Below are 17,753 nucleotides of genomic sequence, written 5' to 3' on the forward strand. Positions count from 1 at the left end.
TGGCGCGCTTTTGTTGCGCGGTGCCGTTGCGTGCGCCGCCGGCTCGGAAAGAACGCCCGGGCAGAGGTAAAGTTATCAGGTGCCCGCCCGTCTCGCGGGCACAGCGGCGGCCGCCCGTCTCGCGGCACCAGAAAATACCAAGAATTGAAAAGAGGAAACGTGCTACGTACCCGCACCGCAGGTTCCCTGCGCATTTCGGACGTTGGCGAAACTGTCACCCTGGCCGGCTGGGTGGATCGCCGGCGCGACCACGGAGGCATCGCATTTATCGATTTGCGCGATGCTTCGGGCGTTGCCCAGGTAACGCTCCGCGAGGAAATCGCGCACGAGCTTCGCAACGAATACTGCATTAAGGTCACCGGAATTGTTCGCGAGCGCCCCGAAGGAAACGCGAACCCCTCGCTGGCAACCGGCGAGATCGAGGTGGAATCCGAGGACGTGGAGATCCTCAATCCGGCCGCACCGTTGCCGATTCAGGTATCCGATCACGCCGAGGACGCGGGCAAGGTTTCCGAGGACGTGCGCCTAAAGTACCGCTACCTGGATCTGCGCCGCAGCTACGAACAGAAGGCGTTGCGCTTGCGTTCGAAGGTGAACAAGGCGGCGCGCGACGTTCTCGATTCGCATGATTTTGTGGAGGTTGAGACCCCTACTCTTACCCGTTCGACGCCGGAGGGTGCGCGCGACTTCTTGGTTCCGGCCCGCCTGAACCCGGGCACCTGGTACGCCCTTCCGCAGTCCCCGCAGCTGTTCAAGCAGTTGCTCATGGTGGGTGGAATGGAGCGCTACTACCAGATTGCGCGTTGCTACCGCGATGAGGATTTCCGCGCTGATCGCCAGCCGGAGTTCACGCAGCTGGATATTGAGATGTCTTTCGTAGATCAGGAAGACGTAATCAACGTGGCGGAGCACGTTCTGCAGGAGGTCTTCAAGCTGATCGACGTGCATATCGCCACGCCGATTCCGCGCATGACCTTCAAGGACGCCATGGAAAAGTACGGTTCGGATAAGCCGGATCTGCGCTTTGGCCTGCAGCTGGTGGACCTCACCGAATACTTCAAGGACACCCCGTTCCGGGTATTCCAGAACCCGTATGTCGGTGCCGTGGTGATGCCGGGTGGAGCCTCCCAGCCGCGTCGCCAGTTCGATAAGTGGCAGGAGTGGGCGAAGGCGCGCGGCGCGCACGGCCTGGCCTACGTGACAATCGCCGAGGATGGCACCCTGGCCGGCCCGGTGGCAAAGAACATTTCCGAATCCGAGCGGGCGGGCTTGGCCGAAGCGACCGGCGCCAAGCCCGGCGACTGCATTTTCTTTGCCGCTGGCAAGCCGCAGTTCTCTCGCGAGCTTCTCGGCGCGGCGCGCCTGGAAATCGGTAAGCGTTGCAACCTCATGGACGAAAACGAGTGGGCGTTCGTGTGGGTGGTTGATGCCCCGATGTTCAAGCCATCCTCAGAGGCCAAGGCGGAAGGAGATGTGGCCCTCGGTTCAAAGTGGACCGCCGTCCACCACGCCTTCACCGCACCGAAGCCGGATTGCGAAGATACCTTCGATACCGATCCGGAAAGCGCATTGACGAACGCTTATGACATCGTCCTCAACGGCAACGAGATCGGTGGCGGATCCATCCGTATCCACAAGCGCGATGTGCAAGAGCGCGTGTTCAAGGTGATGGGCCTTTCCGAAGAGGACGCGCAAACCAAGTTTGGCTTCCTCCTGGAGGCCTTCAAGTTCGGCGCCCCGCCGCACGGCGGAATCGCTTTTGGTTGGGATCGCATTTTGTCGCTTATGGTGCACGCGCCTTCAATTCGTGACGTGATTGCCTTCCCGAAGATCGGTAACGGCTGGGATCCGCTCACGGATGCCCCGGCGCCGATTACCGCTCAGCAGCGCAAGGAGGCCGGTGTGGACGCCCAGCCCAAGGAGCGGGTCGAGGTTGATGCCTCGGGCGCTCCGGTTGAAGCGGCCGACGCCGACGCTACCGGCGAGGCGAAACAGAGCAAGTAAGTTCCAGGCCGGGCAGGTTATTTATCCGCCGTGGGGCGTGATGCCTCATTTGCTGGGTGCAGGTTGCTCCAGGCCAGAATATTGAGCCGAGAGGCTTTGAGGTGCTCCCCGAAAGTTGGACCGAAGGGTTCTTACTTTCGGGGAGCGCTTCTATGCGGAGAGACTTTTTGATTTTTATCGAATTATTTATGCCAAGGCATACAGGTATCAGCGCGGCCAATTTACAGCGCAGTTGATCTACAGCGTAGCTAAGTTACAGCGCCTCGGCCCCGCGCACGCCCACGAGCAAGCGTTTATCGATTGGCTTTCCCTCGCGAATAATTGAAAATGCGCCGCTGGGTTCTTGGATAGCCGCCTGCACTTCGCTCAGGTCACGAATCCCGGCCTGGCGCAATGCCGAGCAGATCTCGGCTTTGGTGACGTGCCCTTTGGTGCGAGCATCGGCCAGCACATTGCCGTGCGCGATGAGCAGTACCGGACGCGGACCAAATTTACCGTGGCGTTCACCGCGTAGCCCGAGCGCGGTGGAAATCAGCTGGCACACAATGAGGGTGATAAGGCTGAGGATGCCCGCGGCGACAGTGGGGGTTTGCCCCAAACTGGCGCGGGCGGCAATGGCGCCAAACATAATGCCGGCCGCGATATCAGGAAGTGCCAGCCGGCGCCCCAGGGACCGGCCAAAGAGGCGAAGCAAAATAACCAGGAAGGCGTACATGGCAACCGTGCCGAGCACGATGACCAGCGCTTCGCGCGGGGTCATCGCAATGAGGCGCCAAAATGGAGCATCGTCAAGAGAAGACATGTTCCCATTATGGCGTTTCGCGAGATTTCGAGTTAGTTCTTGTGCTTCGGACTCGCCAAGAGCTTCACCGGCTGGAATGCGCCCGTGGGCATGCGCGAGTTCCGCGTGTTCTTGGGGCGGTATAGGCTAAACCCCGTGGATTTTGTTTCAAAGCACCTCGAGGAACCGGTAGACGAATCGATTTTTTGGAAAGATGAGCGAGATGCGGGGCGTGACGCCTCCAGCATGACCGCACTTTACGAAACCGCACAGGCCGCGTGGAGAGTTTCGAACGGGGGAGCCTTCCTCCTCGGGGTTGGAAATCCAGAAAACCTCGCCGCGGCGCTCGAAGAGGGGATCGGGGAGTTCGGCGAACTGAAACATGCCAACCTCACCGCGGGCACTGAAGAATTCTTGAGCGAAAAGGTTCGCGCGGCGCTTCCCGAGCGCCGCGAGGCGGCCTGGACGTTCTTCTGGAGCATTGAGGAGCTCGCGCAACAGCCGGGCGAGGAACGAGCAAAGTTGCTCCCCGGAGTAGCGGGCGCCGAGACAGCGAAGAATATCCTTCGCGTGGCAAACCCCTACTCGGACGCGTTTCGGCATCCGGACGATTTGCGCTGGTGGGGAATCGCTAGCGAAGCCGATGGGGAAATCGCCGCGGTTATTGGCGCTTCGAGCGCTAGCCTCGCGAGCGGAGAAACGGTCAGCTATTTGGAAGGCTTGGGCACCTTGCCGGACTATCGTGGGCAGGGTCTTGCCAGTGCCCTCATGGCCGGCGCTTCGCGCCAGGAATTTAAGGACGCCGATGTGGTGGCCTTCGGAATGTGGGCCGAAAACGATCACGCGCGGGCGCTGTACAATAAGCTCGGCTGGCAAGAAGGCCCCACCTTGAGGATTTATTCCGCCTCCCCGCTACGGCCGCACTAAACTTTTTGTCCTCTTCGACAGCCAAGGAAGAGCCCGAAAGCGGTGCTCAAGGGAAATATCCTGATCCAGCTCCGCGACCGATAATTACCCCTCAGAGATACCTAGCTTCTGGTGGATCTTCGTCATCCACTTCGGAGCCCACCAGTTCCATTTGCCGAGAATCGTCATGGTGGACGGAACGAGGAGCATTCGCACCAGGGTGGCGTCCAAGAACACGGCAATGGCGAGGAATACGCCCACTTCCTTGATCGGCAAAAGATCACCGAAAACGAATCCAATGAACACCGCAATAATGATTGCCGCGGCGGAGGTAATAACGCGCCCGGAGCGCTGCATTCCCAGCGACACCGCGCGATCATTGGTTTCCCCGTGATCCCAGTATTCCTTCATGCGGGCCACCAGGAACACCTCGTAGTCCATGGCCAGGCCGAAGCCGAAGGCAAGCCCGCAGGCAACCACGAATGCCGTCATGCCATTCACTTGGGGAAGGCCCAGGTAGCCGTTTTGGAACAGCCACATGGTCAAGCCGAGAGAAGACACCAGCGACAGTCCGTTGGTAATAAAGGCCTTGATCGGAATTACCAGCGAACCCGTCATAAGGAAGAGCAGAATAGTTACCACCACGGCAATCGTGGCGAGGGCGTAAGGTGCGCCGTCGGCAATGACCTGGTTGAAGTCCATTTGGGTGGCGGCGCCGCCACCCACCATCACGGTTTCGCCCGCGCTGTGGGCGCGAATTTCCTTCACGACCGCGGTGGCTTCGGCGCCCACCGGATCCTCCACGTCAAGGTTCACGTCAATGCGGGTCCAATCGCCCGGAAGCTCTTCCGCCTCGGAGACCGCAATTACGTTATCCAACCCGCTCGCAAACTCACGTTCGCGGTTCACCAGCGCTTCGTCGCCGTCAACCAGAATTGTTACCTCAGGGGTGGTCAGTTCCGGGTAGTGCTCATCGAGCTGACTCAAAGCCCGGCCGGCTTCGGTGCTTTCAGGAACGTAGGACGAGGGGTCGGTGCGCAGGTGACCGTTGCCGATCGGAATCGCGAAAAGCACGAGCACCGCGATAACCCCGAGCATCGTCACCCACGGGCGGCGTTGCACCCAGTGCGCAATCTTCGAAAATACACCGTGGTCGGTGTGGGTATCGCCCATGACCGCGAGCACCTTGTGCATACCGGGCAGTTTCTCCACCACCGAAGGTTTCACAATGCGCGCCCCGGCGATCCTGAGCAACGAAGGCACCAGGGTGATCGCGGAAAACACCGCCAGGAGCACCACGAGGAAACCGCCGATGGAGATTTCGCGCATAATCGCGGACTTAATGAACAGCAAGGAGAGCACCGCAATCGCGATCGTCACCGCGGAAAAGAACACCGTGCGTCCCGCGGTTTCCACCGTCCGCACCTGGGCACTTGCCATCATGGTGCGCAGCTCGCCGGCCTCGGGAAGCTTGCCGCCCTTTTCGGTGGAATATCCGGCCGCCTCCAGGCGGGCGTTGATTTCCTCGCGGTAGCGGGAAACCATGAGCAGCCCATAATCAATCGAGAGCGCGAGACCAATAATCGAGACCACGTTGAGCACGAAAATATCCGCGCCCATAAAGAAGGTCATTGCCCAAATCGCGCCGAGGGTAATAGCAATTGCGGCAAGCGCCCCGCCAATGGGCATGAGGGCGGTGAGGATTCCGCCGAAGACCAGCACCATGAGCACCAGCGCCACCGGCAGGCCGATCGCCTCGCCGCGCACGAGGTCTGATTGCGCGGTCTTATTGAGTGCCTTGACCGCGAGTGAGGAAGACGTGAGGGCAACGTCCGCGCCGCTCGCTTGCGCCGTGCTTTCGTAGCCGCGCATGGTGGCGAGCACCTGTTCTTCGATGGCGTCCTGGTCCACGTCCGGAGAAATCGTGGCGACGACGACGAAGCCGTCCTCGGATTCGAATTTGCCGGCCGCTTCCTCCGCCTGCGGGGTAGCTTCCTCAATAGCTGCCTCGCGCCCCTGGGCCAGCACCTCTTCCTCTGAGGGCTGGGGCTGGGCCGCCATTTGTTGCTCGACGGCGGCGGTCACCTGCTCTTGTGCCATGTGCGCCGGCACGCCCTGGGCCACCAGAGCCTTCACCTGCGCGGCGATTTCCTGTTCCATTTGTGCTTTGGCATCGGCCTGCGCCTTGGCGTATTCATCGCGCGCGGCTTGTTCGCCTTGCTTGGCCGCTTCCTCGAGAATTGTTGCTTTCAAACTCTCTGGCGAAACCGCGCTCACGCCCTCGATTTTTTGGAGATCTGTCACGAGTTGCTGGGTGGGATCGGTGAGCGCGGCGGCGTCGGAAACCTTCGAAACAACCGCGGTGACGGCGGTGTCGTCCTCCTCGGCGAGGATGTCTGAAACGTTCTGAGCTTCGGTGCCTTCCGCAAAATTGTCCGCGTTGCTGAGGCGGTCAAAGAGGCCGCCTTGCCCGAAACCGGAGAAAGCGGCGATCAGCGCAAGCACCGCAACCACGACCCAGGCGAAGATAACTCTCCAGGGATGATGAACAGACATACGACCAAAAGCAGAGAACATATCTTTATTATTGCCGTGTAATCCGTGGCTGACCACACATTTCGGCAGAAGGGAGAATTTTAGGTAAACAGCGCTCGAAGCGTGTCGGAGCGGGCCGCTATGGTGGAGACGTGGATCTTTTTGAAAGTGCTTCGACGGATGAGCGCGGCGTGCCGCTAAATGAGCACGGGCCGCTTGCGGTGCGCATGCGCCCGCGCACCATTGAAGAAGTGATTGGGCAGGAAAAGCTCCTTCAGCCCGGCGCTCCGCTGCGGCGCCTGATTGAACCGGGGGAGGGTTCGGTACCGTCTTCGGTGTTCTTGTGGGGGCCTCCCGGTGTGGGAAAAACAACCCTCGCCTATTTGATTGCCCACGCGGGTAAGCGGCGTTTTGTTGAGCTTTCCGCTACCTCGGCCGGCGTCAAGGACGTGCGCCAGGCAATTGAGGCGGCGCGCCGGGCGCTGGTGACGCAGGGCTCCGAAACCGTGCTGTTTATTGACGAGGTCCATCGCTTTTCCAAAACCCAGCAGGATGCGCTTCTTCCCGCGGTGGAAAACGGGTGGGTGATTCTGGTCGCCGCAACCACCGAAAACCCCGCGTTTTCGGTAGTTTCGCCGCTACTTTCGCGTTCCCTTTTGGTGACGCTCAACGCGCTCGACGCCGAGGCAATTGGCAAGCTGGTGGACCGCGCCATGAGCGACGAACGCGGCCTAGACAGCAAATTCGAAATAACGTCGGAGGCTCGAAACAACCTCGTTCGTCTGGCAGGCGCTGACGGGCGGCGCTCGCTGACTCTTTTGGAGGCCGCCTCCGACGGTGCGCGCCAACGTGGCTCAGAAACAATTGAGGTAGAGGATGTTTCGCGCGCCGCCGATGGCGCAACCGTGCGCTATGACCGCGACGGCGACGATCACTACCAGGTCATTTCTGCCTTCATAAAATCAATCCGCGGTAGCGATGTGGACGCGGCCATGCATTACCTGGCCCGCATGCTCGAAGCGGGAGAGGACCCGCGTTTTATTGCGCGCCGGCTTATGATTTCCGCCGCAGAAGACGTTGGTATGGCCGACCCTTCCGCCCTGCAAACCGCCACCGCCGCCGCGCAGTCGGTGGCCATGGTCGGCATGCCCGAGGCACGCATTATTTTGGCTGAGGCGGTAACGCACCTGGCAACCGCACCAAAGTCGAACCGCTCGTACAATGCGATCAATAAGGCGATCGCGGACGTGCGGGCGGGAAAGGGCGGGGCGGTACCCCTCGCGTTGCGTAATGCGTCGTTCAAGGGTGCCGAGGAGATGAACTACGGCAAGGGCTACCGCTACGCGCACGATTTTGATGGCGGGGTGGCTCCCATGGAATTCATGCCGGAAGACTTGGTGGGAGAGCGCTACTACGAACCCACCGACCACGGATACGAAGCGCAAGTCACAGCCAGATTGGCGAGAATCCGCTCGATTCTCCACCCGGAAAACTGATAGTATTCACAGGTTGCGTTTTTACTGGCGCAACACCTGGGGCCTTAGCCGAATGTGTTGGTCCCGCCCCGCGATCTGCGCGGGTGTGCATATTGACAGGTAATACAAGGAGATTTTCATGGCTTCTGGAAACAAGTCGCGCAAGATGGTGCGCCAGTCGCGTGCGCTGGGCATCGCTCTTACCCCGAAGGCCGAGCGCTACATGCAGCGCCGTCCGTACCGTCCTGGTGAGCACGGCCGCGGCCGCACCAAGGATTCCGACTACTCGGTACGTCTGAAGGAAAAGCAGCGTCTGCGCGCCCAGTACGGCATTCGCGAATCGCAGATGCGCAAGGTGTGGAACGAGGCTCGCCGTGAAGACGGCCTCGCTGGTGAGAACCTGGTTGAGCTGCTGGAAATGCGCCTCGACGCGCTGGTGCTCCGCGCCGGTTTTGCCCGCACGATTCTGCAGGCTCGTCAGGTTGTGTCCCACTCTCACATCCTGGTTGACGGCAAGAAGGTCAACCTCCCGTCCTACCGTGTGAAGCCGGGTCAGGTTGTGCAGGTCAAGCCGAAGTCGCAGGCTTCCCCGCAGTTTATGGTTGCCGCCCAGGGTGCGCACCGTGACGTTCTGCCCAAGGTTCCCGAGTACCTCGACGTCGACCTTGAGAAGCTGAAGTTCAGCCTTTCCCGCCGCCCGAAGCGCTCGGAGGTTCCGGTTGAGGCTAACGTCCAGCTCATCGTCGAATACTACTCGCGCTAAATTCTTGTTGACGGCGGCGCTAGAGCGGATTTTGCAAGGTTTCGCAAAGCGTTAGCGGCGGCGTCGTCGAACATAATGGCTCCCCGAAAATACTCGGGGAGCCATTGCTTTTAATGCATAGCGCGTTACCTGCTAAAGTTCGCGGCGAGGTTGCACGTTTCACCCGCGTGGAAACCGCGATGGGCCGCGCAACCGGGTAAACTCGCTCTGTATGTGCGCAGAACGCGCCAGAAATCGAGGAGAATAGATGCGCAGTGCTGAGATTCGTCGGCGTTGGCTAGATTATTTCGCCAAGCACGACCACCACATTGAACCGTCGGTGTCGCTAGTAAGCCCGGACCCGTCGATTCTTTTCACCATCGCTGGGATGGTGCCCTTCATTCCCTACATCGTGGGAACGCAGGAGGCACCCTGGCCGCGCGTGGCATCAGTGCAAAAGTGCATCCGCACCAACGATATCGAGAACGTCGGCAAGACCACGCGTCACGGCACCTTCTTCGAAATGTGCGGAAATTTCTCCTTCGGTGATTACTTCAAGGAAGGCGCAATTGAGCTCGCCTTCGGTTTGCTGTGCTCCTCCCAGGAGGAGGGCGGTTACGGTCTGGAAAAGGACCGTATGTGGGCCACCATTTGGGAGAAGGACGACGTCGCTTTCAACAAGCTGGTGGAAGTTGGCGTTGCGCCCGAGCACATCGTGCGCCTGACCCGCGAAGAGATCTTCTGGTCCACCGGGCAGCCGGGACCGGCCGGTCCGTGTTGCGAGATCCACTATGACCGCGGCCCTGAGTACGGCCCCGAAGCCGTGGGCGGCACGGTTGACCCGGGCGGCGACCGCTACCTAGAAATTTGGAACCTGGTCTTTGATCAGTACCGGCGCGGCGAGGGCCAGGGGAGCGACTATCCGCTCCTCGGCGATCTTGACCAAACCGCGATTGATACCGGAGCGGGCCTGGAACGTATCGCGTTCCTGCTGCAGGGCAAGAACAATATGTACGAAACCGATGAGGTTTTCCCGGTAATTCAGCGCACCGAAGAGCTCACCGGCAAGAAGTACGGCGCTAATGAGGAAGACGATGTGCGCTTCCGCGTGATTGCGGACCACGTGCGCTCCTCCATGATGCTTATTAATGACACCGTCCGCCCCGGTAATGATGGGCGCGGCTACGTGCTTCGCCGCCTCCTGCGCCGCGCGGTGCGCTCTTTGCGCCTGCTTGGCCTGGATGAGCCGGTGCTCGGTGAGCTCGTGAAGACCTCGAAGGACTCCATGAAGGAGGCCTACCCGGATCTGGAGAAGAACTTTGACCAGATTTACCGGGTGACGACCGAAGAAGAGCAGGCTTTCCGGCGCACGCTGGAAACCGGAACGGAAATGTTTGCTAACGCGGTGGCCGAGGCGAAGAAGAAGCCGGGCAAGCCGACGCTGGCCGGCTCCGCGGCCTTCACCCTGCACGACACCTACGGCTTCCCGATCGACCTCACCCTGGAAATGGCCGAGGAACAGGGCGTTGCCGTGGATGAGCGGGGCTTCCGAACCTTGATGAACGAACAACGCGAGCGTGCGCGCGCTGACGCGGCGGCGAAAAAATCCGGTCACGTGGATCCGCGCGTGTACCACGAGCTTTTGGCCGCGAACGGCAATACAGCTTTCCTCGGCTACACCGAATCGGCGGCCGAGGGGAAGGTCGTGGCGATTCTGGAGAACGGCGTGGAGCAGCCGGCGGCGACCGCGGGTTCGCAGGTGGACATTATTTTGGATGCCACCCCGTTCTACGCGGAGAAGGGCGGCCAGCTCGCTGACCACGGCACGATTTCGGTGGCGGGCGGCGGTCTGATCCGAGTGGACGACGTACAGGAGCCGGTCAAGGGCTTGCATGTGCATCGCGGCGAGGTAACCGAAGGCGTTATTGCGATGGGCGATATTGTGCACGCGCAAATCGATACCCTGCGCCGTCACCAGATTGCGCAGTCGCATACCGCAACCCACATGGTGCACAAGGTTCTGCACGAATTCCTGGGCGAACAGGCCACCCAGGCCGGTTCCGAGGATGCGCCTTCGCGTCTGCGTTTCGACTTCCGCCACGGCTCGCAAGTTCCCGCGGACACCATGACGGAGATGGAAGCGCGCGTGAACGAGCGTTTGCAGGATAACCTCGCGGTAACCGCCGCCGAGTACCCGATCGAAGAGGCAAAGAAGCTCGGCGCCCAAATGCTGTTCGGCGAGAAGTACGGCAATATCGTGCGCGTGGTTTCTATTGACGATGCGTGGTCGCGCGAATTCTGCGCCGGCACGCACGTGAAGGATACCGGCGAGATCGGCCTCATTACGATTTTGGGTGAATCCTCGATTGGTTCAGGTGTGCGCCGCATTGACGCCCTGGTGGGTGAAGGCGCGTACGCGAAGGGCGCGCGCGAGCGGGCCCTCGTTTCCCAGTTGACGACGACGTTGCAGACTCGCCCGGAGCTTTTGCCCGAGCGTATCGATACGCTCTTGGCGCGCCTGAAGGCGGCGGAAAAGGAAGTTGCCAACCTGCGCCGCCAGGAGCTACTTTCGCGTGTTGATTCTATTCTCGAAGCCGGGCGCGACCTGGGCGAGCATCGTATTTTCCGGGCCGATCTGGGGGAGGTTTCCTCCGCCGACGATATTCGCACCCTCGCTCAAGATGTTCGCGGGCGCCTACCCGGAAGCGATGATGCGGTAGTGATCGTCACAGGCATTGCCAACGACAAGCCGATCGTGGTGGTGGCAACCACCGAAGGCGCGCGGAAAAACGGGGCTAAGGCGGGGGCCTTGGTATCCCATATCGCCAAGCGCCTGGGCGGCGGTGGCGGCGGCAAGCCGGATCTGGCCCAGGGCGGCGGCACCGACGCAACGAAGATCGACGAGGCGGTTACCTCCGCCCTCGAGCTTCTGAAATAAGGCGGCTTTGTGCGGCGCGGCATCCGGCTAGGTGTGGACGTTGGAAAAACTCGTACGGGATTAGCCAAGAGTAACCCGGAGGGTACCTTGGCAGTTCCGGAACGAACCCTTTTTGCTGATGGGTCAGACCTTCGCCGGGTGGCGCGCATGGCACGCCGCGAGCAAGTCCTGGAAGTCATCGTGGGGCTTCCGCGAAATATGGATGGCACCGAGGGCGCCTCGGCTCGGTACGCGCGGGACTGGGCAGGTAAACTTGCTCGCAAGATTGCCCCCATTCCGGTGCGTCTTGTTGATGAGCGCCTTTCGACCGTCTCGGCTCACGCGCAACTGGCGGAGGCGGGGCTTTCCGCGCGGAAACATCGCGCGGTCGTGGATCAAATGGCCGCGGTGGTTATATTGGACCTCGCTCTGGAGACTGAGAAGAATACTCAGCAACCTCCGGGCGAATTGGTATCATGTGATGATTCCGGCGACGCCAGGAAATTCGAGGAGGAATACGGCGGAGATGAGCGACGTATTTGACGATTTTGGGGAAAATAGCCGCTCCCGCGCGCGTACGAGTTCGCGGCGCAACCGCCGCGCGAGTGAACGTGCCCGGCTACGGCGTCGTCGCCAACTAACCACCGCCGTCATTACCTTCTTCCTCGTGGTCATCCTGACGGCGGCCGCCGTGGTGCTCGGTGGAAAGCTTTTCTCCGGCGGGGGGAGCGTTTCCGATTACGAAGGAACCGGGACCGGCTCGATCCAGGTGGTTATTCCAGAAAATGCGACCGGCACGGATATGGCGCGAATTTTGACCGAATCGGGCGTCATCGCCTCCGAAAAACCTTTTATTGACGCGTTCCGAAAGGACGAGCGGGCCACCGGGATCCAACCCGGTGCCTACGAGTTGCACCAAAAGATGAGCGCGAACGCGGCTTTGCTGGCGCTGCTCGATCCGTCCAATATTGCCACTATTAAAGTGACGATTCCCGAGGCATGGACCAAAGATCAGGTGACGGCTCGACTGGTCAACCTTATGGGCTACTCCGAAGATGAGGTGCGTGCCGCCATGCAAAATGGTGACGCTATTGGGCTTCCCGCGCAGGCGGAGGGGAATATTGAAGGATGGATGGCTCCCGCTACCTATAGCTTCGATCCGGATACCAGCGTGCAAGACGCGCTATCGCAAATGGTGGCTAAGCAAGTCCGCACCCTCGAATCGCAAAAGATTCCTGCTGACCAGTGGAAAGATGTGCTCACCAAGGCCTCCATTATCGAGCGCGAGGCGATTTCTGCCGCGGACTATCCGAAGGTCGCGCGCGTTATCGAAAATAGGCTTGCTGATAAGACCGGCGAAGTGCTTGGCAAGCTACAAATGGATTCCACGGTTCTCTACGGAGTGGGGAAGACCGGCGGGATTCCCACTGCCTCTGACCTGGCTAACGACAATCCCTATAACACCTATATTCACGCTGGTCTGACCCCAACCCCGATCGGCCAGCCGCGCCCGGAGGCCATCGCGGCCGCTTACCAGCCCGCCGAAGGCGATTGGCTCTACTTCACCACGGTGAATCTAGAGACCGGGGAAACAAAGTTCACGGCAAATTACGAAGACCAGCAGCGTTTCAAGGCTGAGCTCGATGCTTGGATTGCGGCGCACCCGGATTATTTGAAGTAGCCGGCGCACGGGTAGCCGGGCTTTTCGAAACTGGTACTGCCGTGCGCTGTGGATGGGAACTCGCGCTACCTGAAGGCCACCCCTAGCGTGAGGTCATGGGATTTTGGTCAAAGGAACGCCTCCTGCGAGGCGTGCTCACCCCGCTTGGGGCCACCGGAATTGCGCTGGCGGTATCTGCCCTCTGCGCGTCCTGGTACCTGCTGTGCGAATCTGGGTTGGCAGCGTTTCCATTGCCGGCCGGCGAATTGGGAGCGCCGCTCGGGGAATCTTTTGGCCGGCTCTGCGAGCTTGGTATGGCCTCGCGGATAGGAGCGGCGGAGGCGAGGGTGGCCTGGCTGGTGTGCAGTTGCGCGATAGCGGGTTTCCTCGCGATAGCGGCGTACATCGACCAAACCCTGCGCATACTTCCCGATCCACTCCTGGCGCTAGCGGGCGCGCCAGCGCTCCTCAACGCGGTTATTTCAGGAAACTATTTCAACCTGCTCGCCGGGGTCGTGCAGGCCGGTCTGGGTTACGCCTTTAATCGGGTGACGGTTTTTGGGCGGGGAGATGCAAAGCTCATGGGTGTGATGGGGCTCTGGCTGGGCCTGGGCGGCGGACTGGTGGCATTCGCTTGCGGGGTGGCGGTTGCAGCGGGTGCAACCACTTTCCAGATGATTCAATACGGCTCAGATCCGCGCCGAACCATTGCTTTGGGGCCGTGGCTAGTGCTCGGAAGCTGCCTTACCTGGATGTTCCTGGTGTGGATGTAATAGCTGGGAAGAACGCGCTACGCCCAGATATGTGAGAGAACTGCACACAGATATGTGAGAAAACTTGCCACCTTAATTAGTGTGATGCCGGGAAGCCGTGATTCGGGTGTCGGATATTCATGAAAGAATACAGATCATGTTGAGGTGGTCTACAGCTGGAGAATCGCACGGGCAAGCACTCGTCTCCCTTATCGAAGGAATCCCTGCCGGGCTTGAAATTTCTACCGCGGATATTGAGCGGGCCCTCGCACGCCGTCGCTTGGGGCACGGGCGCGGGGCGCGGCAAAAGTTTGAAAAAGACGAGCTCACCGTTCTTTCGGGTCTGCGCCACGGGCACACGCTTGGATCCCCCATCGCCATGGTGATTGGCAACTCCGAGTGGCCCAAGTGGGAAGCAGTTATGGCCACCGATGAGGTGCCGGCTCAAGCCCTACTCAAGGATGCCGGAAAAGGCGATACCCGCGAACTGGCGCGAAACAAAAAGCTCACTCGGCCGCGGCCCGGCCACGCGGATTTGACCGGGATGAATAAGTTCGGCTTTGACGATGCCCGCAATGTGCTGGAACGCTCTTCGGCCCGGGAAACCGCCGCTCGCGTTGCTGCCGGCGAGGTAGCTCGCCAGCTCCTGCGCCAGGTGGCCGGCATTGAGATCATTTCGCATGTTCTCTCCATAGGCACCGCCGCGGACGAATCCGGGCATATCCCCGGGCCCGGCGATGCTGAGCGACTTGATTCCTCTCCGGTGCGATGCCTAAATCCGGAGGCGGAAACGGCGATGATGGCGGCGATCGACGATGCTAAGCGGGCGGGAGAAACGCTGGGCGGCGTGGTGGAGGCCGTGGCCTACGGCGTGCCGCAAGGTTTGGGCTCTTACACCACCCCGCACGGCCGCCTCGATGCGGCTCTGGCCGGTGCCATGATGTCCGTGCAGGCGGTGAAGGGGGTAGCCATTGGCGACGGTTTCGAGACCACGCGCCGCCCCGGATCAGCCGCGCACGATGAGATCGAACGCGAGGATGGCCGTACCCGGCGAGTGACGAACCGCGCGGGCGGAATCGAAGGCGGAATGTCGAACGGTGAACCCATTCGCGTGACGGTTGGCTTCAAGCCCATTTCCACCGTTCCGCGCGCTTTGCGCACGATTGACACGCAGACAGGTGAGGAGGCAACCGCAATTCACCAGCGTTCAGACACCTGCGCGGTGGTGCCGGGCGCCGTTATTACCGAGGCAATGCTGGCTCTGACCCTAGCCGAGTTCGTGGCGGAGAAATTCGGCGGCGATTCCATTGCGGAAATGCGGCGGAATATGCGCGGCTTCTTGGATTCCATTCCTGAGGTACGCAAGTGAGCGTACGCGCGGTGATCGTCGGGCTTCCGGGGGCGGGCAAATCGACCGTCGGGCGGCTGTTGGCGAGGGAACTTTCGGTACCCTTCGCGGACACCGACAACCTGGTGGTCACCGTCGCGGGTAAATCTGTTTCCAAGATTTTTGCCGACGACGGCGAAGCCGCCTTCCGAAAACTCGAGGAACGAGAGATCGCCCGGGCCCTGCATCACTTTGATGGCGTGCTTTCCCTCGGCGGGGGAGCGATTCTTTCCGAAAAGACGCGCTCTACCCTGGCGGATTACCCGACGATTCTGATTGACGTACCGCTTGATGAGCTCCTGCGGCGAGTCACCAAATCACGCAATAAGCGCCCGCTCCTGCAGGGGGATGCGCGGGCGAACCTGGAACGTATAGCGACTGAGCGCCGGCCGCTGTACGAATCAGTGGCGAAAATGCGAATTGAATCTGGGCCGGGGCCGGCGCGGGCGGTAGTGAAATCCGCCGTCGAGAAACTTGCAGCCTTTGAATCACGCAACGAAACGGACGGGGAAGGGGCCTCGCGGGCGCCTCAGGAGAACGGCACGCTACCCTCGCGGCGGCATGAAAATGACAACGAAAGCTAGTTTTGTGGCCGGATAAATGGAGCTTCCTTGAACGGGGCTGTATTCTGGATGGCGGACTAAATCTCGAAAGGAAAACAAGTGGCATCAACAAACGAACTGAAGAACGGCATGATCCTCGTCCTGGACAAGCAGATGTGGCAGGTCGTGGAGTTCCAGCACGTCAAGCCGGGCAAGGGCCCCGCCTTTGTGCGCACCAAGCTGAAGAACGTGATGACCGGTAAGACGATTGACCGCACCCTCAACGCGGGCGTGAAGGTGGAGACCGCTACCATCGATCGTCGTGAAATGCAGTACCTGTACAACGACGGCACGGACTACATTTTCATGGATAAGGACACCTTCGAGCAGATCCCGGTCTCTCCCGAAACGGTTGGCGACGCCTCGCATTTCCTGCTGGAGAACAACAATGCCACCGTTGCTTCTAACGACGGCCGCGTGCTGTTCATTGAGCTGCCCGCCTCCGTGGAGCTGAAGGTGACCCACACCGAGCCCGGCCTGCAGGGTAACCGCTCCAATGCCGGAACCAAGCCGGCGACGGTCGAAACCGGCTACGAGGTTCAGGTGCCGCTGTTCGTCAATGAGGGCGACGTCCTGAAGGTTGATACCCGCACCGGCGAATACATTTCGCGCGCGAACGACTAATTATGGCCAGAAAGTACAAGAAGGAAAAGGGGCGCTCCACCCAGCGGCATCGCGCGCTTGACGTTCTCTTCGAAGCCGATGAAAAGAACCTCCTTTCCGAGGAGGGGATCTTGCATTTGCTCGAAGATCGCCAGGAGATTTCTACCGCGCAGGTGCCGATTGGGGAATTTGGCTCGAGCATCGTCGAAGCCTACGCGCGTCATATTTCCAACGTCGACACGCTCATTGAGGCCGCTTCGGAAGACTGGGCCATGGATCGAATGAATGGCGTTGACCGCAATATCTTGCGCGGGGCCACCGCCGAATTCATCTATCTCGACACCCCGCGTAGCGCGCTGGTACCCGAGTGGGCAAATTTGGCTCGTTCAATGTCTACCGAGCGGTCGGTTGGTTTCGTCATGGGAGTGCTGAACCGGGTCGCCGATATTCGCGAACGTGAGCTGGCCGGCGGGGAAGAACCTGCTGGCGAACAGGCACCGGAGGAAGTTTCGGACGCGGCCTTAGATGCGGAAGTGGAAGCTTCTGATTTTTCGGATTTGACCGAGGAACTGCAGAAGGAAATTCGGGAGGGAAACATCGAGATTCTCTCCAAGAATGACGCCGTTGCCGAGTCTGACGAGCCCGAAGGCGAGGATCTTTAGCACCCTCCTCGTCGCTAGATAAATATTGCTGGTGGGAGCCTCAATTCTGAGTTACTCCCACCAGTTTTTATGCGGTTATGTCGCGGCGGGCATTGCCTGGCCCAGCTCTGACTTGCCCAGCTCAGCCCGCCCGGGGCGAAAGCGACGAGCGGCTAGCTTTCGAAACGACCAAAATTCGCGTTGCGGCCAAACAACCTATCGAGCTCGCGACGCTCTTTCTTGGTAGGCCGCCCGCTTCCCGGATCGCGCTGCGCCACCGGAAGGAAAGCGCGAGGCCGAGCGGGCGTCAAATCTTCGTAATTCTCACGCGCCTGCGGGGCGGAAACACGCTTCGTAATAATTCCGGTTACCTTGAGGATCCGGTCAAATCCGGCCACCCGGTAGCGCACAATATCGCCCACCCACACTTTGCTCGCGGGCTTGACGGGTTCGTCGTTGATGCGAACGTGCCCTGCCTTGCATTCGTTGGTGGCCAGGGAGCGGGTTTTACACTGGCGCACGCTCCACAGCCAAACGTCGATCCGGGTGGTTTCCATAGTCAAAACCTTATCCGTGTTGACGGACAGGGGTGGGTAACAGAGCCGGGCGCGTGCCCGGGCGCAAGTGCTGGGACCCAGAATTAAAAGTAGTTAAATTTCAGTAGATCAAAGAGTGTTAAAGCCGTTCTTTCGAGCTATCGTAATAGCATTCAAATGGATGAGGCAGGGGCACAGGGAGATACTCGAGC

The 17,753-nt window shown here is 60.3% G+C and carries 15 protein-coding genes; 12 read left to right on the top strand and 3 right to left on the bottom strand.

From position 1 onward, the window contains the following. The first annotated feature begins 159 nt into the window (after window positions 1-159). On the top strand, window positions 160-2,004 hold the full coding sequence (aspS, locus tag BN2664_RS02380) for an aspartate--tRNA ligase (protein ID WP_007001819.1): 1,845 nt from the start codon (window positions 160-162) through the stop codon (window positions 2,002-2,004). Between the two features lie 253 nt (window positions 2,005-2,257). Here the strand turns inward: aspS and BN2664_RS02385 are convergent, their stop codons facing one another. After that, on the bottom strand, window positions 2,258-2,806 hold the full coding sequence (locus BN2664_RS02385) for a DUF421 domain-containing protein (protein WP_007001818.1): 549 nt from the start codon (window positions 2,804-2,806) through the stop codon (window positions 2,258-2,260). Between the two features lie 135 nt (window positions 2,807-2,941). On the opposite strand from BN2664_RS02385, the gene BN2664_RS02390 reads away from it, so the two are divergent. After that, the gene (locus tag BN2664_RS02390; protein WP_162137583.1) at window positions 2,942-3,712 is read left to right on the top strand and encodes a GNAT family N-acetyltransferase; all 771 of its coding nucleotides are present in this window, start codon (window positions 2,942-2,944) and stop codon (window positions 3,710-3,712) included. Between the two features lie 84 nt (window positions 3,713-3,796). Here BN2664_RS02390 and BN2664_RS02395 read toward each other — a convergent pair whose 3' ends face one another. Then, a complete protein-coding gene (locus tag BN2664_RS02395; protein WP_040317381.1) occupies window positions 3,797-6,268 on the bottom strand; it encodes an MMPL family transporter in 2,472 nt (823 codons plus the stop codon). Between the two features lie 110 nt (window positions 6,269-6,378). Here BN2664_RS02395 and BN2664_RS02400 point away from each other — a divergent pair, with 110 nt between their 5' ends. From BN2664_RS02400 to BN2664_RS02445, 10 genes are all read left to right on the top strand, one after another. Beyond that, entirely contained in the window at window positions 6,379-7,722 is a 1,344-nt protein-coding gene (locus BN2664_RS02400; RefSeq protein WP_007001815.1) for a replication-associated recombination protein A, read from the top strand. A gap of 118 nt (window positions 7,723-7,840) precedes the next feature. Beyond that, the gene (gene rpsD, locus BN2664_RS02405; protein ID WP_007001814.1) at window positions 7,841-8,464 is read left to right on the top strand and encodes a 30S ribosomal protein S4; all 624 of its coding nucleotides are present in this window, start codon (window positions 7,841-7,843) and stop codon (window positions 8,462-8,464) included. A 247-nt stretch (window positions 8,465-8,711) separates the two neighbouring features. Next, a complete protein-coding gene (gene alaS, locus BN2664_RS02410; RefSeq protein WP_007001813.1) occupies window positions 8,712-11,381 on the top strand; it encodes an alanine--tRNA ligase in 2,670 nt (889 codons plus the stop codon). 33 nt (window positions 11,382-11,414) lie between these two features. Next, window positions 11,415-11,903: a Holliday junction resolvase RuvX gene (ruvX, locus tag BN2664_RS02415; protein ID WP_308663184.1), complete on the top strand. Its 489-nt coding sequence runs from the start codon at window positions 11,415-11,417 to the stop codon at window positions 11,901-11,903. After that, entirely contained in the window at window positions 11,887-13,041 is a 1,155-nt protein-coding gene (gene mltG, locus BN2664_RS02420) for an endolytic transglycosylase MltG (protein WP_007001811.1), read from the top strand. The genes ruvX and mltG overlap by 17 nt, the downstream gene beginning before the upstream one ends. Before the next feature lie 95 nt (window positions 13,042-13,136). Then, window positions 13,137-13,793 (top strand): prepilin peptidase, encoded by a 657-nt coding sequence (locus BN2664_RS02425; protein WP_007001810.1) that lies wholly within the window; start codon window positions 13,137-13,139, stop codon window positions 13,791-13,793. Between the two features lie 136 nt (window positions 13,794-13,929). Continuing rightward, entirely contained in the window at window positions 13,930-15,141 is a 1,212-nt protein-coding gene (gene aroC, locus BN2664_RS02430) for a chorismate synthase (RefSeq protein ID WP_007001809.1), read from the top strand. Then, the gene (locus BN2664_RS02435) at window positions 15,138-15,743 is read left to right on the top strand and encodes a shikimate kinase (protein WP_007001808.1); all 606 of its coding nucleotides are present in this window, start codon (window positions 15,138-15,140) and stop codon (window positions 15,741-15,743) included. The genes aroC and BN2664_RS02435 overlap by 4 nt, the downstream gene beginning before the upstream one ends. Before the next feature lie 78 nt (window positions 15,744-15,821). Continuing rightward, on the top strand, window positions 15,822-16,385 hold the full coding sequence (gene efp / locus BN2664_RS02440; RefSeq protein ID WP_007001807.1) for an elongation factor P: 564 nt from the start codon (window positions 15,822-15,824) through the stop codon (window positions 16,383-16,385). 2 nt (window positions 16,386-16,387) lie between these two features. After that, window positions 16,388-17,026, top strand: a complete 639-nt coding sequence (locus tag BN2664_RS02445) for a transcription antitermination protein NusB (RefSeq protein WP_007001806.1) — start codon at window positions 16,388-16,390, stop codon at window positions 17,024-17,026. Window positions 17,027-17,178: 152 nt separating this feature from the next. Here BN2664_RS02445 and BN2664_RS02450 read toward each other — a convergent pair whose 3' ends face one another. Continuing rightward, window positions 17,179-17,562 carry an RNA-binding S4 domain-containing protein gene (locus BN2664_RS02450; RefSeq protein WP_007001805.1) on the bottom strand — a complete coding sequence of 128 codons (384 nt, stop codon included), beginning with the start codon at window positions 17,560-17,562 and terminating at the stop codon, window positions 17,179-17,181. Window positions 17,563-17,753: the final 191 nt, after the last annotated feature.

Source organism: Actinobaculum massiliense (assembly GCF_001457435.1).
In the GTDB taxonomy this organism is placed as follows: Bacteria; Actinomycetota; Actinomycetes; order Actinomycetales; family Actinomycetaceae; genus Actinobaculum; species Actinobaculum massiliense.

Excerpts from the sequence above, each read along its gene's own strand:
- BN2664_RS02385 (WP_007001818.1), bottom strand. The coding sequence starts at position 2,806 with ATGTCTTCTCTTGACGATGCTCCATTTTGGCGCCTCATTGCGATGACC.
- BN2664_RS02395 (WP_040317381.1), bottom strand. The coding sequence starts at position 6,268 with ATGTTCTCTGCTTTTGGTCGTATGTCTGTTCATCATCCCTGGAGAGTT.
- rpsD (WP_007001814.1), top strand. The coding sequence starts at position 7,841 with ATGGCTTCTGGAAACAAGTCGCGCAAGATGGTGCGCCAGTCGCGTGCG.
- alaS (WP_007001813.1), top strand. The coding sequence starts at position 8,712 with ATGCGCAGTGCTGAGATTCGTCGGCGTTGGCTAGATTATTTCGCCAAG.
- mltG (WP_007001811.1), top strand. The coding sequence starts at position 11,887 with ATGAGCGACGTATTTGACGATTTTGGGGAAAATAGCCGCTCCCGCGCG.
- BN2664_RS02425 (WP_007001810.1), top strand. The coding sequence starts at position 13,137 with ATGGGATTTTGGTCAAAGGAACGCCTCCTGCGAGGCGTGCTCACCCCG.
- aroC (WP_007001809.1), top strand. The coding sequence starts at position 13,930 with ATGTTGAGGTGGTCTACAGCTGGAGAATCGCACGGGCAAGCACTCGTC.
- BN2664_RS02445 (WP_007001806.1), top strand. The coding sequence starts at position 16,388 with ATGGCCAGAAAGTACAAGAAGGAAAAGGGGCGCTCCACCCAGCGGCAT.
- BN2664_RS02450 (WP_007001805.1), bottom strand. The coding sequence starts at position 17,562 with ATGGAAACCACCCGGATCGACGTTTGGCTGTGGAGCGTGCGCCAGTGT.